We start from the raw sequence: 15,979 nt of genomic DNA, 5'->3' as shown, positions 1-15,979 counted from the left end.
CAACCTCTCCCTCCAGCGGGCGCCTGCAATAGACTGCCAACGGACTGTCGGAGGGCCTGGCGATGACCAGGCGGCGCTGGAAGGACGGCTGTGGAGGCTTCCCGGGGACTTGAGATCGAGAAGAAGTACGACGTCGACACCGCCGCCGAAGTGCCGGCACTGGAGCAGGCTCCCGGGGTAGCCCGGACGGGCAAGCCGCACACGGACCTGCTGGAGGCGGTGTACTTCGACACTCCCAAACATGGCTTGGCCGCCCGCCGCATCACGCTTCGCCGCCGCACCGGAGGCAAGGACGCCGGGTGGCACCTGAAGCTGCCGCCGCAGGGCGCCGCAGCCGGGGAAGGCCCGCAGCACCGGACGGAGTTGCACGCACCGCTCGGCCGGCCCGACGTCGTCCCGGACAGCCTGCTCACCCACCTCCACGCCTACCTGCGGGGGACTGTCCCGGCTCCGGTGGTCCGGCTGGAAACCCGGCGCACTACCTACCCCCTCTATGGGGAAGACGGCGTGCACCTGGCCGACCTCGCCGACGACCACGTCACCGCCGCCCGGCTGGAGGACGGGCCGGACGCGCCCCGGCAGGAATGGCGTGATTGGGAGCTGGAACTGGTCCACGGTGACCCTGGCCTCTTCGTCCCCGTGGAGGAACTGCTCACCGCCGCCGGTGCCCGGCCCGCCGGCCACGCCTCCAAACTGGCGCGCGCCTTGGGCAGTGGCACCAAGGCGGGGAAGCGGGTTGCTGCCAGGGCTGGGACCGCCGCCGGCGAAGAGGCTCCCGGCGATGCCGGCGGGGCCGAAAGCAGCTCCGCCCTTCTGGCCGGAAAGCGTGCCCCGGCTGCCGCCGTCGTCACCGTCTATGTGGCCGCGCAGATCGACCAGATCCTCGCAAGGGACGCGGACGTCCGGAACGAGGAACCGGACGCCGTGCACGCCATGCGTTCGGCGACGCGCCGCATCCGCTCCGTTCTGGCCGCCTACGGCCGGCTCTACCGGGCGTCGCCGGTGCGCAAGCTGCGGAGCGAGCTGAAATGGCTGGGCCAGTTGCTGGGCCAGCCGCGCGACGCCGAGGTCCTGGGGAAACAGCTCCGCGAACAACTGGGCGCACTGCCGCCGGGGGAGGGCATCGCCGGCGCCACCTCCAGCGTGGAACAGCGTACCGGCAGCGATTATGACGCAGCCTACCGGCTCCTGCGGGAAGCCCTGGGATCGGCCCGCTACTTCCGGCTGCTGGACAAGCTCGAGGATTTCCGGGACAACCCGCCCGTGCGCGCCGAAGCAGTGACTCCCGGACGCCGGGCTGCCGCGAAGGCGGTGGACAAAGCCGCCAAACGCCTGCGCCGTTCGCATAAAGCCGTGAAGCGGGCCCGGCGCGGCAGGGAGGAGGAGCTTGCCCTCCACCGCGTCCGCAAAGACGCAAAGCGGCTGCGCCACGTGGCCGAATCGGCGGCCCTGGTGCACGGCAAGCGCGCCGGCAAGGTGGTCAAGGCCGCGCACCGGCAGCAAAAAATCCTGGGCCGCTTCCAGGACGCCGTCGTGGCCCGCGACCTGCTCGCCGCCATCGCCGCGGACTACAGCGATCCGGCCACGGCAGCCATCTACGCGGACCTGCTCAACCAGCAGGAAGAACGGATGCTGGCGGCAAAGGCCGGGTCCCGGAAGGCGTGGAAGAAGTCGCGCGACCTATTGGGTCACGGCGTGATCTGAGGTTGTGTACGGGGCTACTTGCCCTGCCGCGCCGACAACCGCGCCACCGCCAGCGCAAGCCACAGCTGCACCCGGTCCGCGGTGACCGCGGGATCGTAGCCGGTGAGCTCGGTGATCTGGGCCAGCCGGTAGCGGACCGTGTTGCGGTGCAGCGTGAGTTCCTCCGCCACCGCCGCCACGGAGCCGTTGTTGTTCAGGTAGCTTTCCAGCGTGGCCATGAGTTCGGAGCCGTGCGCGGCGTCGAAGGACCGCAGTGGGTTCAGCGACTCGTGCGCCATGTCCGCCAGCGGCACGTCCTCGCTGGCCAGCAGCAGGGACGTCAGGCTCAGCCGCTCCGGCTCGTTGACGGGCAGGCCATGGCTGGCGGCGTCGCGGGCCTCGAAATAGCTCCAGCGGAGCCCGTTGGGCTTGGTGTATGCCCCGCCGATGCCGATCGTGGCATGGATCCCGGCCTCGGCGAGGTGGTCGCTGAGCCTCCGGGCCAGCGACGGCGCCGTCCCGCCGTCGTCATTGACCACCAGCACCAGGTCCTTGCCCACGACGGCGGCGACTGCCTTCTCCAGTTCCTGCGGCACCGAGGTGCTCCCCAGGGCCTTGCCGTGGGCGGCGGATACAGCCAGCAGCACCACGTTCTTGCGGGTGCTGTTCACGCCAACGCCGGCCAGCCTGCGCTGAGCCTCGCTGGTCTCCAGCGCCCCGTGGATGACGTCCTCCAGCACCTGGCCGCAGAGGGCTCGCTGGGCCTGCCGCTGCTTGACCATGTTGTTCAGCTCCACGCTGATGAGGTTCTGCGCGTAGCCGATGATGCCGGTGTCCTCGAAGGGCTGGCGCACCCACAGGGTGCAGGCGTCACGCCGGCCGGTGGGCACGGGATAGCTGGACCAGCTGTCCGCCGAGGGGTGGGTGCTGCTGCTGTTGTAGAGCTGGGCCGTGAACTGGGTGAGCGCAATGTCCGTGCGCAGCATGCCACCAAGGTTCTTCAGCAGCTCCGCGAGCCCGCCGCCGGTCAGCAGCGCCCGGGCCAGCACCTGGTGCCCGGCGATCAGCCTCTCCAGCTTGGCGTAGTGGTCGGCGGACTGGGCGTCCGCCACCAGCTTGGTGATGGCGATGAACGGGGTCTCGTACGGGACCTCCACCACCGGGAGCCCCCACCGGTTGGCCTCCGCCAGCAGGGCCGGCGGCACCGCTTCGTGCGACAGTCCAACACCGAAGCCAATGCCCACCGCTCCGGCGCGCTGCACCTGGCGGACAAAGCGGCGCTGCTCGGGTGCCGAGCGCAGCCGCAGGCCCGTGGTGAGGACCAGTTCGCCGCCGTTGAGGAACCGCTGGGGATCCTCCAGTTCGGTCACCGCAACCCAGTTGATGTCCTGGTTCCAGGTAGTCTCCGCCACGCCCGCCTTGGACAGATTCAAGGACGTCACGCCCACCAGGGCAGCAAGGGAAATGGCCATGAAGCAAGGATAAACGTGAGCTGGGCAACCGCACTAAACCCCTTTGGCAAGGGTGTGCAGGTGGCTATTCACCCGGCTTGGGCGCTGGCATAGGCTCAATGCAGTTCCATCCATCCGTCCTGGTCTCCGCCCGGCAGCAGATGGCCCATACGAAAGAGGTTGCACACCGTGGTCCAAACCTTGCAGAACTTCATCAACGGGAAGTTCGTTACACCCGCCGGCACCACCCTGCTGGACGTGGTCAACCCCGCCAACGGCGAAGTGGTGGCACAGGCTCCCGTGTCGGTGCAGGCGGATGTGGACGCCGCCATGGCGGCCGCCAAGGACGCCTTTCGGACCTGGAAGCACGTCACCCCGGGCCAGCGCCAGCTGATGTTGCTCAAGCTCGCGGACGCCATCGAGGCCAACAGCGACGAACTGGTCGAAGCCCAGCACCGCAACACCGGCCAGGTCCGGTCGCTCATTGCCTCCGAGGAAGTGGCCGCCGGCGCCGACCAGCTGCGCTTCTTCGCCGGTGCTGCCCGCATCCTGGAGGGCAAGTCCGCCGGCGAGTACTTCGAGGGCCATACCTCCTACGTCCGCCGCGAGCCCATCGGCGTGGTGGCCCAGGTGGCCCCGTGGAACTACCCCTTCCTGATGGCCATCTGGAAGATCGGTCCCGCGCTCGCCGCCGGCAACACCGTGGTGCTCAAGCCTTCCGACACCACCCCCGAATCCACCCTGGTGCTGGCCCGCCTCGCCGGGGAGATCCTGCCCACCGGCGTGCTGAACGTGGTACTCGGCACCGGCGAAACCGGCGCCATGATGGTGGAGCACAAGGTCCCCGGCCTGGTGTCCATCACCGGTTCGGTCCGGGCCGGCATCGCCGTCGCCTCCGGCGCCGCGAAGGGCCTCAAGCGCGCCCACCTGGAACTGGGCGGCAAGGCACCGGCCATCGTCTTCAAGGACGCCGACATTAAGAAGAGCGCCGCGGCCATCGCCGAGTTCGCCTTCTTCAACGCCGGCCAGGACTGCACCGCCATCACCCGCGTGCTGGTGGAGGAGTCCGTCCACGACGACGTCGTGGCAGCCATGGTGGAGCACACCAGGACCCTGCACACCGGCTCGCAGAACGACGAAGACAACTACTTCGGGCCGCTGAACAACATCAACCACTTCAACGCCGTCACCTCCGTGGTGGAGAACCTGCCCGCCAACTGCCGGATCGAGACCGGCGGGCACCGCGCGGGGGAGAAGGGCTTCTTCTTCGAGCCCACCATCATCACCGGCGCCAACCAGACCGACGACGTGGTGCAGAAGGAAACATTCGGCCCTGTCATCACCGTCCAGAAGTTCAGCACCGAGGAAGAAGCCGTGGCCATGGCCAACGACGTCGACTACGCGCTGGCCTCAAGCGTCTGGACCACCAACCACGGCACCGCCATGCGGCTCAGCCGCGACCTGGACTTCGGCGCCGTCTGGATCAACACCCACATCCTCCTCACCGCCGAAATGCCGCACGGCGGCTTCAAGCAGTCCGGCTACGGCAAGGACCTCTCCATGTACGGCGTGGAGGACTACACCCGCATCAAGCACGTCATGTCCGCGCTCGATTCCTGACGCCAACCGCTTCCCTCCCCACCGTTAGCAAGAAAGAAAACCCATGACCACCACCGCAGCAGACCCCACCTACCGCCTGGAGCAGAAGCGCCGCGTCCAGGCCGACTTCCCGGGCCCCAAGTCCGTGGCCCTGACCGAGCGCCGCAAGTCCGTGGTGGCTGCCGGCGTCGCCTCCAGCGTTCCGGTCTACGTGGCCGACGCCGACGGCGGCATCATCCAGGACGTCGACGGCAACTCCTTCATCGACCTCGGCTCAGGCATCGCCGTGACCAGCGTGGGCGCCTCCGACCCCGCCGTGGTCGGGGCCGTCAAGGAAGCCGTGGAGCACTTCACCCACACCTGCTTCATGGTCACCCCGTACGAAGGCTACGTGGCCGTCGCCGAGCAGCTGAACCGCCTCACCCCGGGCGACCACGAAAAGCGCACCGTCCTCTTCAACTCCGGCGCTGAGGCAGTGGAAAACGCCGTCAAGGTGGCCCGCCTGGCAACCGGACGCGACGCCGTCGTCGCCTTTGACCACGCCTACCACGGCCGCACCAACCTGACCATGGCGCTCACTGCCAAGGCCATGCCGTACAAGACCAACTTCGGCCCGTTCGCGCCCGAGGTCTACCGGATGCCCATGAGCTACCCGTTCCGCGAGGAAAACCCCGCCATCACGGGTGCCGAGGCCGCCAAGCGCGCCATCACCATGATCGAGAAGCAGATCGGCGGCGACCAGGTTGCCGCGATCATCATCGAACCCATCCAGGGTGAGGGCGGCTTCATCGTCCCGGCCGAGGGCTTCCTGCCCGCGCTGGCCGCCTGGGCCAAGGAGAAGGGCATCGTCTTCATCGCCGACGAAGTCCAGTCCGGCTTCTGCCGCACCGGTGAATGGTTCGCCGTCAACCACGAGGGCGTCGTCCCGGACATCATCACCATGGCCAAGGGCATTGCCGGCGGCATGCCGCTGTCCGCCATCACCGGCCGAGCCGACCTCCTGGACGCCGTGCACCCGGGTGGCCTGGGCGGCACCTACGGCGGCAACCCGGTGGCGTGCGCCGCTGCGCTGGCCGCCATCGGGTCCATGGAGGAATACGACCTCAACGGCCGTGCCCGCCACATCGAATCCATCGCCACGGCGCGCCTGAGCGAGCTCCAGGCTGAACTGGCCGGCGCCGGAACCGACGTTATCGGTGACGTCCGTGGCCGCGGTGCCATGCTCGCCGTCGAACTTGTCCAGGCAGGCTCCAAGGAACCGAACCCGGAGCTGACCAAGGCTGTTGCCGCCGCCTGCCTGAATGAGGGCGTCATCATCCTCACCTGCGGCACCTACGGCAACGTCATCCGCCTGCTTCCCCCGCTGGTCATTACCGATGAACTGCTCGCAGACGGCCTGGAAGTCCTCGCCGGCGCCATCAAGGCCAACGCGTAGAGGACCAAAACCCGCACCAATAAAAGGGCAGCACCCCCCCGGGGGGGGTGCTGCCCTTTTGTGCTGCCGGGAAAGCCTTGCTTGGGGGGTACCGGGGGTACCTACGCCCCCTCGCCGCACGGCGTCAACTACCTAACAACAGGCCAGCGCCAGCGGCAAAGCAGCGGTGCCCCCAACGGCGGTGTCGGTAGGTAACCCTCAAATTGTTTATTGAGTACCCGTTACTCGTGTCCGTCCTCCGCAGGGATACGTAATTTTGAACCTATAAACGGGTTGGGCTGCGCGCGACGCCGGTTGCCTAAGGCGCCGCCCCCACACCCCAAAAAGCGGAGCCACTCACGCTCCAATCGTGTCAGCCGCAGGGTAATGACGCTGCCCTCCCTTGGCGCTAATGACAGGTACTTCAACCAACGCCTGGTGTTTGGGCACCCCAGGTGGTGATACCCCAAAGCCCAATGACGGACTTCTTGCTTGAGACAAGGGGAATGGCAGTGACGCATCCGGGAAGTTTCGCAATACCTGCAGCAGTGCCGGCACAGGCCACCTTCGGCCGGGACGGAGCGATGTTTGAAAGCCTGCTGGGTTTCGTGGCCCAGCTGAGCCTGGTGCTGTGGAGCGTGGTCACCCTCACCGTGGTCATCCGCTTCATCGGCATCCGCTTCTACCGGCGCGCCGCCCGCAGGGCCCTGGCCCGGATCGCGGCCGCCAATGCTTCGGCCCCCGGCCCTGCCGGCGCCGCAACGGGTTCCGGCACCGACGTTTTCGGACCGAAGGAGGCTGCCGCCAAACCTTCCGCGAAACCTGCAGTCCCACCGGTTGTCCTGCCTGCCATCGCCGTGGTTCCGGTGATCAGGGCCGGGCTGGACCTGCTCCAGCCGGCCAACGTTCCGCTGCCCGAGGCCGTGACGAACGTGCTGGCCAGCCAATCAGTGGACGGGTGAACTAATGGACATCGCGCTCCTGGTCTTCTGGCTGTTCGCGGGCGTCAGCATCCTCTACGTGGTGCACTTTGGCCTCTACCTGGCCGGTGCCAATTTCTATGACATCTGGCAGCAGCGGCGGAAAGGGATTAGGGGCGTCCGGCTCCCCACCGCTTTCCAGCCCGAGTGCGCGGCCACGGCCACCTGGACCCTCAGGGCGCTCCCCGAGGTACCCGGCCTGGTGTCCATCGTCATTGCCGCGCACAACGAGGAAGCAGTGATCGTCCGGACGCTCGACTCCATCCGGCGCAACAACTACCGCTCCTTCGAGGTCCTTGTGGCGGACGACGCATCCAGCGACCTTACCGGCCGCCTGGTCCGCGACTTCCAACTGCGCCATCCGGAAATGAACCTGCGCCTGGTGCGGATGCACAGGAACGTGGGGAAGGGCGCCGCACTCAACGCCGTGCTCCGGCGGTTTGCCCGCGGCCAGTACGTGATGACGCTCGACGCCGACTCGGTCATCCAGCCGGACGCCATCACCAATGCGCTGTCCTACTTCGACGACCCGTACGTGGCCGGTGTTGCGGCGAACGTCCAGATCATCGAGGAGACCACAGCCCTGGGCATCCTGCAGCGCTTCGAGCACATGATCGGTTACCGCTCCAAGAAGCTCTACTCGCTACTGAACTGCGAGTTCGTGGTGGGCGGTGTGGCCTCCACCTACCGGATGCGCGTGCTGCGCAAGGTGGACTTCTACGATACAGACACAGTGACTGAGGACATCGGGCTCAGTACGAAAATTACCCACCTGGGCAACCGGCGGTTCCGGATGGTCTACGGTGCGGACGTGGTGGCCAGGACCGAAGGTGTGCTCACGTTCCGGGCCCTGGCCAAACAGCGCTACCGCTGGAAGTACGGAAGCATCCAGAACCTCATCAAGTACCGCGGCATGGTGCTTAACCCCAGCCGCCGGTACAGCCGCACCCTGGCGTACTACCGGATGCCGATGGCCCTGCTGAGTGAGTTCACGCTGCTGGTCTCGCCCCTGGCCTGGACGTACGCCGTCTATTGGTCGCTGGCCACGTACACGCCGGCCCTGATCATCGGTTCGTATGCCACCATCACCGCGTACACGCTGCTGACGGTCCTGATGGATGAAAACCTCACGGCGGGGGAACGCACCAGGCTCTGCATGTATGCACCCACTGCCTACTTCCTCTTCTACATCATGGACTTGGTGCAGCTCGTGGCGGCCGTCCGCTGCATCACCCGATCGAGGGGCTTGGTCCGGCGTCCCGAGACCAACACCTGGAAGTCCCCGCAGCGGGCCGGCAGCGTGGGGGTGGTGACCAGTGCCGCCTAAGCGCCATAGGGTTCGCCGGGTACTTCTGAATCCCCTCGTCGTCATCACCGTCCTGGTCCTCCTGATCAGCGCCGGCTGGCTGGCGTACACGGGTAAGACGGGCAGCTTCGCCCAGCCCCGGCCGGGAGCCAACCTGCTGCCGGCACTCTTCCCCGCCCTGGCCGGACCGTCCGCCACACCCGGCCCGTCGCCGTCGGCCGGTTCCTCCCTGGATCCTGCCGGCGGCTGGACCGCCGGGCATAGCGGTGACGCCAAGACTTCTCTTGAGTTGGCGGCCGGGCAGATGGGCGGGCAGGCGCTTAAGCTCACGATCAGCCAGTACGCCTCAGGCGACGTCACCCTCAGCAGCCCGCGGGTGGACCTCGCCCCCGGCAAGAATTACTTCTTCAAGGCGTTCACCACCACCGACCCCGATTTCCGGTTGCTGGCCCGGAAGTACCACAAGGACGGCAGCACCACCCTGGAGCAGTTGCGGAATCCGCTGGAACGCCCGGGCACCTCGGCGTTTACGGTCAGCGACGCGTTCAACAGCGGGGACACGTCGACGGCGGTGCAGTACGTCTTCCGCTTCGCCTCAGCGGGCACATTCCAGGTGGAGGGCGTGTACCTGGAAGCAGCCGAGGACGTCCAGCTTCCCGCATCCGGAGCAGGTGGCCCCAACGTGATCCCCAACCCGGGGTTTGCCGGTACCGATCCGGCCCGGCCCGCCTTCTGGTCCCCGTACTCGTCCGGGACATCGACGGTTGAGTCCGGGCGCGGCGAGGACGGGCGCGGCAGCTTCCTGTGGACCCGCGTGGGCAACTACCAGAACGGGGAAGCGAAGTGGCAGTACGAGCCCATCCCGGTGGCCGCCGACCGCTATTTCACCTTCAGCGCGGCCTACAAGTCGGATTCCAAGGCGGATGTGGTGGCCGAGTTTGAGCTTGCCGGCGGCGGGCGGAAATTCCGGAACCTGGAGACGGTGCCCCCGGCGGGGGAGTGGACCACCATCAGGGAATCGTTCCAGGTCCCGGACGGGGCGGAGACCGCGATGGTCACCGTCATTTCCCACGGGAACGGCACCACCGCCGTCCGCGACTTCTCGCTGATGGATGTCACCAGGCCGGGAGCGCTGCGCTGGCAGCAGCCCATGGTCTCGATCACGTTCGACGACGGCTGGCAGTCGGTGTACGATCGCGCCCTGCCGCTGCTGGACAAGCACGGCTTCAAGTCCACCCAGTACGTCAATCCCAGTTCCATCGAGACGCCGAACTTCATCACCGCGGCTGAGGTCCAGCAGATGAACCAGGCAGGACACGAGATTGCCGCCCACAGCTTCCAGCACGTGGACCTCACCTCCGTGGGCACCGGGAGGCTGGACGACGAGCTGCGCAAGAGCGAGGACGCCCTGGCAGCAGCGGGCCTGCCCACCGATGACCTGGCACCCCCGTACGGACGTTCCGACGCGCAGGTGGACTGGTACGCCGCCAAGTACTTCAAGATGGTCCGCGGCACGGGCGACGGCATCAACACCAGGCAGAACATCAACCCGCGCGATCTGAAGGTCCTCTACGTGACGGACACAACCACGCCGGAGATCCTCAAGGAAGCGCTCGCCGAAACCTCCCGGTCCAATGGCTGGCTCATCCTCGTGTACCACCAGATCGCGGCCCCCGACTCGTCGGGTACCCAGAAAAACACTATTGCGGCGGACAGGAGCACCATCACCAGCACCGTCCTCGCAACCCAGCTGCAGCTCATCGACGAAAGCGGCATCCAGGTTAAACCGGTCGCCCAGGCGTTCGAGCAGTTGCAGGGCCCGTGACCACCACCAGGCGGTGAAACGCGGCGCCTTCGCCATCCGAAAGAAGGAGAAAGTCATGATCAGATCAAGATCCAGCCTGGCGCGGCACCGCGCCAAGCTATTGACCATTGGGGCGGCGGTGTGGGCCATAGCGGCCGCACTCCTGTCCCCTGCGGCCGCCAATGCCGCGGTGGACAATCCCGCCCCAACTCCGCTCGTGTCCTTCACCTTCGACGACGGCATGCAGAATGCCCTGACGCAGGCGGCCCCCACACTCAAGAAGTATGGACTCACCGGGACCAGCTACATCATTACCAACTGCGTGGGCATGACCACGGTGCCGAACAACTGCCGCGCCAACACGGACGTTCCGTACATGACGTGGGACCAGATCACCCAGCTGCAGAACACTTACGGCTGGGAGATCGGCTCGCACACCGTGGACCACCAGTGCCTTGTGAGCGTGGGCAATGACTGCCAGGCGACCAAACTGACGGCTGCCCAGGTGGATGCCGAACTGGCCAACAGCCGGGCAGCGCTGGCGGCGCATGGCTTTACCGCCACAGCCCTCGCCACGCCATACGGCGACTACGACATGTCGACACTTGCCCAGATCGCCAAGTACTACAGCTCCATGCGTGGCTTCGCCGACGTGGGCAACAACATCTGGCCGCTGGGCGACCTCCTGCTCCACAACACCCCCGTGCAGGAGGTGACCACCCCGGTGGCCACCCTGAAGGCCAAGGTGGACGAGGCGATCGCGAACAAGACCTGGGCGATCTTCACGTTCCATGACATCAGGCCTTCGCCGAGCAAGACCCCGGACGACTACCAGTACGGGACGGCGGAGCTGGACCAGCTGGCTGCTTATGTGCAAACCAAGGTGGCGGCCGGCCAGATCAGGAACGTCAATGTCAGCAAGGGCCTGGTGAACGGCAGCCCCAACCTGCTCCCGAACCCGACGTTCAATAACGGCATTGCCGACGGGTGGCGGACCGACGCCCCGGCAGCGGTCACCGCTGACTCCGGGAACCATGGCAGCTACCCCGACCCAGCCAAATCCGTGAAGCTGGTGTCCGGTTCCGCCGCAGGCCACCTGTTCTCGCCGAAGGTTCCGGTCTCGGCAGCCAACAGCTACCTGTACAAGGCCTACCTCAACGTCGCCTCAATCTCCTCCGGCGAAGTTGGCTTCTACGTGGACGAATACAATGCGGCCGGGCAGTGGATTTCCGGGCAGTTCCGCAAGCGGGAAAACAGCCGCTGGGTGGAGTCGATGAACTTCACCTACACTCCCAGCTCCACCTCTGTGGCGTCTGCCAGCCTGCAGGTCTACGTGACTGGCACAGGCATCACCGCCTACCTGGACAACATGCAGATGATGGCCCTTGGGGCGGCAGCCCCTCCCACGCAGTCCCCGAACCTGGTGGCCAACGGCACGTTTGACGCCGGCATCGGCTCGGGCTGGAGGACGGACTCGGCGTCCACCATACTGGCTGACGGAGGGAACCACGGGAGCCCGGCCAACCCGGTGAACTCGGTCAAGATGGCGGCCACCACGGCCAACAGGCACCTGTTCTCCCCGCAGGTGGCGGTGGCCGCCGGCAGCTACAGGATTGCCAGCTACCTCAACATCACGGCGCGGATCAGCGGCGAGATGGGCTTCTACATTGACGAATACAACTCCGCCGGGCAGTGGATCTCCGGGCAGTGGAAACTCGGTGTCTCGGCCGGCGGCGTGACCAATGTGGACCTGACGTACTCGCCGAGCAGCACCGCGGTGGCCAAGGCGAGTCTGCAGGTCATCGTCCAGGGCAATTCAGGGCTGCAGGCGTATTTCGACGACGTCCGCTGGACCAAGTCGTAGCCGCACCAAGTCCTGGTTACAGGGAAGAAGACGAAGGATGGCCGGACGCCTGCACGCAGTGACGGTGGTGCTGGCGTCCGCCCTCCTCGTCATCCTCGCTTCCTGCTCCCCGCCCAAACCGGACGTGACGCTGGACCTGCTGCATGTGGACTGGCAGGACGTTCCGGGCGTCCGGGCCGGCAGCAGCGGCCTGCAGGTGACGCCCACTGCCAGGCGGATCGTGGAGCAAAGCGGGCAAGGGGGCCAGCCGAACCCTCCGCTCAACCTGGCCGGCACCCACCTTGTGGTGGGCGGGGATTTTTCGCTGAGCGCCACGTTCGCGGATGTCACCGCGGACGCATCCTGGGCCATATACAACCAGCCGCCAGTCATTGCGGATGAGTTCCGCGTGGAGCCGGCCGGCGTGCGGCTTACGCTCCAGGGCAACGGGTTGAGGATCGCAGTCTTTGACGGGGCGCAGAAGAAGGACGTGACCCAGCCGGTGCCCGTCCATGACGAGCACGTAACGGTGAAAGACGCGGCCGCTCCGCTCACGGTTCGCCGGTCCGGCGACACACTGGCCGTCGCCAGCGGCAGTGACACGCTCTCCTCGCTGCCCCTGGGCAAGGTCTTCTCATCAGGGCAACTGTGGCTGGGGTTCTCCAGCGACTCCGGGGACTTTGACATCACCTCGTTGACGGCCGTGGCCCCGGGAAGTACCGGACTGCGCACGTCGGGGGCCGCGGCGGCAGACGCACAGCGGTCGGCCGACGGGCTCCAGGCCCTGGCCGCCAAGATCCGTCCCGACTTCCTGGTCGGCGCAGCCGTGGCCCTTGGACCCCTCACCGGCGACGAGGACTACGCGCGGGAGTTCGTGGGAAACTTCGGGGCGCTCACCCCGGAAAACGCCATGAAGCCGCAGTTCCTCTCCCCGCAGCAGGGCGTCTACACCTTCGAAGAGGCCGATGCCATCCTGGCCATTGCCCAAAGCAAGGGCATGGCGGTGCACGGCCACACCATCGCCTTCACGGAGGCCATGCCCCGCTGGATGCAGGAGCTGCCCACCGGCTCCGAGGCGGAACGACAGGCCACCGGCGCCGCACTGCTGGACTACGTCAGCACCGTGGTGGCGCACTTCAAGGGCAGGCTGGCTTCCCTGGACGTGGTGAACGAGCCGTTCGACGTCAACCAGGGGACCAGCATGCAGCAGAACATCTGGTACCGCGCCTTCGGGCCCGGGTATCCCGCGGTGGTCTCCAAGGCTGTGTACGCCGCCGACCCGCAGGTCAAGCAGTACATCAACGAGAACGGCGCCGACGTGCCGGGACGGCGCCAGGACGCCCTGCTCAAGCTCATCCTCGACACCAATGCGCAGGGCGGCCACATCTATGGTGCAGGCCTGCAGGCGCACGTCTACGACCTCAAGACCGACGCCATCTCCGCCGATGACCTCAGTCGAACGCTCAAAACCTTTGGGGACGCCGGGCTGCACGTCCGCATTTCCGAAAACGACGTCACGGACGATCAGGGGACGGACGCCCAGGCTAAGCAGTACGCCACGGTCCTGGCCACCTGCCTGCGCTCGCGGACCTGCGTCTCCTACACCACCTGGGGCGTTGACGACCGTTACGACTGGTGGATTGACGACGACGGGAGCCTCCGCCAAGGCCACGACCACCTGTTCAACGACGGGAAGCCTACGCCCGCGTACGACGCCGCGAAGCGGGCCTTGGGCGGCTGATCAGGCGGCCTTGCGGAGCGCCCTCCGGGCCAGCGAGTTCCTTCGCGCCGCCCGAAGCATGTCCAGGGTCAGCAGCACCAGGGCAAGCCACACCACCCCGAACCCGATCCAGCGCTCAATGGTCATCGCTTCACGGAACACGAACAGGGCCACCAGGAACTGCAGGACGGGGGCGAAGTACTGGAGCAGCCCGATGGTTGTCATGGGCAGCCGGCGTGCGGAGGCGCCGAAGAAGAGCAGCGGCACGGCAGTGATCACGCCGGAGGCCAGCAGCAACCAGAAGTGTCCCGCACCCTGGGATGTCAGGGTCGAACCGCCGCCGGCTGCCAGGACCACCATGGCCACCGCGGCCAGCGGGGCGAGCACCATGGTCTCGACGCTGAGGCTGGTGATGGCATCCACTTTCGAGCCCACCCGGTTCTTCACGAAGCCGTACAGGCCAAAGCTGAACGCCAGCGTCAGGGCGATCCAGGGCAGCTTCCCGTAGGAGTAGGTGAGGACACCCACCGCCACGAAGCCGACAACCACCGCAGCCCACTGCAGCGGCCGCAGCTTTTCCTTCAGGACCAGCACGCCCAGCAGGACCGAGACCAGCGGGTTGATGAAGTAGCCCAGGGACGTTTCCACGGCCTGCCCCGTGGTTACGCCGTACGTGTAGGTCAGCCAGTTGATGGCGATCAGGAACGCTGCCAGCGCCAGGGAGCCGAAAACCCGCCGGTCCTTCAAGGCCGCGGCAAGCACCCGCCACGTCCTGGTGACGGTGATCAGGAGTGCGCAGAACAGCAGCGACCAGACCACGCGGTTGGCGACAATTTCGACGGCGCCCGCCGGCATGAGGATGAAGAAGTACAGGGGGAGCAACCCCCACAAAACGTAGGCGCCGATGCCGAACAGCATTCCCGCCGTCGTGTCCTTGCCAACAGGCCCGGGGCCTGCCGGTGCACCTGCGGTGGATTTCGCCACCGGGGGAGCGGCGGCTGGGGTGGCGACGGGCGTGGCTGGAGAGGTTCCTTCTGGCGTGGGCACGCTCTCAATAACAGCATCCAGACGGCAGGTATTCCAGCAGGCAGGCGGCAATCCGGAAAATAGTCAGTAGGCTTGCTTTCATGACACGTGCGCCTCTGCCGAAGCCCGCCCCATGAGGCTCCGGCGCAGCAATGCCTCGGGCCGCGGCTACCGCAGGGTGGCCGCCGGCAAGGGCTTCAGTTACCGGGACCTGGACGGCTCCACGCTTCCGCCCGGTCCCATCCGCGACCGGCTGGAAAGCATCGGCATCCCACCGGCATGGACCGACGTTTGGATCGCACCGTTCGAGAACGGGCACATCCAGGCCACCGGCGTGGACGGGGTAGGCCGCCGCCAGTACATCTACCATCCGGAGTGGCGCGAGCGTAAGGACCGGGTGAAGTTCGACCGCTCGCTCCAGCTTGCGGAGTCGCTGCCGGCAGCCCGGCGGCGGGTTACCATGGACCTGCGCAGCGACGGCTTTACCCGCGACCGCGTCCTGGCAGCAGCCTTCCGGATGCTGGACAGCGGATCGCTCCGGGTGGGTTCCGAGCGGTACACCAATGAGAACGGCAGCCGAGGCCTGGCCACGCTCCTGTGCGCCCACGTCCAGGTGCGCAAGGACCGGATCGTGCTGCGTTTCCCGGCCAAGAGCGGCAAGGACTGGGAGTCCGAAATGCGCGACCCCGATCTCGCTGTCCTGCTGCGCCTGCTGAAGCGCCGCGGCTCCAACGCCAGGCTCCTGGCCTACAAGGAGGGCAGGACCTGGCGCCCGGTCACCAGCGCGGACATCAATGCCTACGTGAAGGAGCGCACCGGGGACGATTTCACGGCCAAGGACTTCCGGACGCTGCGCGGGACGGTAGCGGCCGCCGAAAGTTTGGCCCGCACCGGCCCGCAGCGCACCGCCGCCAAACGCAAGCGAGCCATCAGCCGGGCCATGTACGACGCCGCGCAGACGCTGGGCAACACCCCTTCCATCGCCCGGAAGAGCTATGTGGATCCGCGGGTGGTGGACCACTACCACGACGGCGAAACCATCGACCCGAAACGGCCGGACTCTGCGGAAGCCGAACTGCGCGCGCTACTGTATCGCGAAGGCAAGGTTGTGCCCCTGGCCGCCAACTAGAATGGGGGACTGTGCGCTGCACCA

Annotated in this window: 11 protein-coding genes; 9 read left to right on the top strand and 2 right to left on the bottom strand. The window is 66.8% G+C overall.

Features of this window, described 5'->3' with window-relative positions:
• Window positions 1-90 precede the first annotated feature (90 nt).
• Window positions 91-1,704 (top strand): CYTH and CHAD domain-containing protein, encoded by a 1,614-nt coding sequence (locus tag ACFO0G_RS03285; RefSeq protein WP_376976406.1) that lies wholly within the window; start codon window positions 91-93, stop codon window positions 1,702-1,704.
• A gap of 14 nt (window positions 1,705-1,718) precedes the next feature.
• Here the strand turns inward: ACFO0G_RS03285 and ACFO0G_RS03280 are convergent, their stop codons facing one another.
• Entirely contained in the window at window positions 1,719-3,155 is a 1,437-nt protein-coding gene (locus ACFO0G_RS03280) for a PucR family transcriptional regulator (RefSeq protein WP_376976405.1), read from the bottom strand.
• Window positions 3,156-3,323: 168 nt separating this feature from the next.
• On the opposite strand from ACFO0G_RS03280, the gene ACFO0G_RS03275 reads away from it, so the two are divergent.
• The 7 genes from ACFO0G_RS03275 to ACFO0G_RS03245 all read left to right on the top strand — a co-directional run bounded on the left by ACFO0G_RS03275 (window position 3,324) and on the right by ACFO0G_RS03245 (window position 13,821).
• A complete protein-coding gene (locus ACFO0G_RS03275) occupies window positions 3,324-4,754 on the top strand; it encodes an aminobutyraldehyde dehydrogenase (RefSeq protein WP_286398401.1) in 1,431 nt (476 codons plus the stop codon).
• Window positions 4,755-4,797: 43 nt separating this feature from the next.
• Window positions 4,798-6,168, top strand: coding sequence for a 4-aminobutyrate--2-oxoglutarate transaminase (gene gabT, locus ACFO0G_RS03270; protein WP_286398399.1), 1,371 nt, complete (start codon window positions 4,798-4,800; stop codon window positions 6,166-6,168).
• 491 nt (window positions 6,169-6,659) lie between these two features.
• A complete protein-coding gene (locus tag ACFO0G_RS03265; RefSeq protein WP_286398397.1) occupies window positions 6,660-7,109 on the top strand; it encodes a hypothetical protein in 450 nt (149 codons plus the stop codon).
• A gap of 4 nt (window positions 7,110-7,113) precedes the next feature.
• Window positions 7,114-8,454, top strand: a complete 1,341-nt coding sequence (locus ACFO0G_RS03260; RefSeq protein ID WP_286398395.1) for a glycosyltransferase family 2 protein — start codon at window positions 7,114-7,116, stop codon at window positions 8,452-8,454.
• A complete protein-coding gene (locus tag ACFO0G_RS03255; RefSeq protein ID WP_376976404.1) occupies window positions 8,444-10,258 on the top strand; it encodes a polysaccharide deacetylase family protein in 1,815 nt (604 codons plus the stop codon). The genes ACFO0G_RS03260 and ACFO0G_RS03255 overlap by 11 nt, the downstream gene beginning before the upstream one ends.
• Before the next feature lie 55 nt (window positions 10,259-10,313).
• The gene (locus ACFO0G_RS03250; protein ID WP_376976403.1) at window positions 10,314-12,101 is read left to right on the top strand and encodes a polysaccharide deacetylase family protein; all 1,788 of its coding nucleotides are present in this window, start codon (window positions 10,314-10,316) and stop codon (window positions 12,099-12,101) included.
• Between the two features lie 37 nt (window positions 12,102-12,138).
• Complete coding sequence (locus ACFO0G_RS03245; RefSeq protein WP_376976402.1) at window positions 12,139-13,821, top strand: endo-1,4-beta-xylanase; 1,683 nt, start codon at window positions 12,139-12,141, stop codon at window positions 13,819-13,821.
• Here the strand turns inward: ACFO0G_RS03245 and rarD are convergent, their stop codons facing one another.
• Window positions 13,822-14,856, bottom strand: coding sequence for an EamA family transporter RarD (gene rarD / locus ACFO0G_RS03240; RefSeq protein ID WP_286404526.1), 1,035 nt, complete (start codon window positions 14,854-14,856; stop codon window positions 13,822-13,824).
• A 103-nt stretch (window positions 14,857-14,959) separates the two neighbouring features.
• On the opposite strand from rarD, the gene ACFO0G_RS03235 reads away from it, so the two are divergent.
• Window positions 14,960-15,955 carry a DNA topoisomerase IB gene (locus tag ACFO0G_RS03235; RefSeq protein WP_376976401.1) on the top strand — a complete coding sequence of 332 codons (996 nt, stop codon included), beginning with the start codon at window positions 14,960-14,962 and terminating at the stop codon, window positions 15,953-15,955.
• Window positions 15,956-15,979: the final 24 nt, after the last annotated feature.

Origin of the sequence: Arthrobacter sedimenti, assembly GCF_042652025.1 — a bacterium.
Lineage (GTDB): Bacteria > Actinomycetota > Actinomycetes > Actinomycetales > Micrococcaceae > Arthrobacter > Arthrobacter sedimenti.
This window is presented reverse-complemented; position numbering and strand designations above follow the sequence as displayed.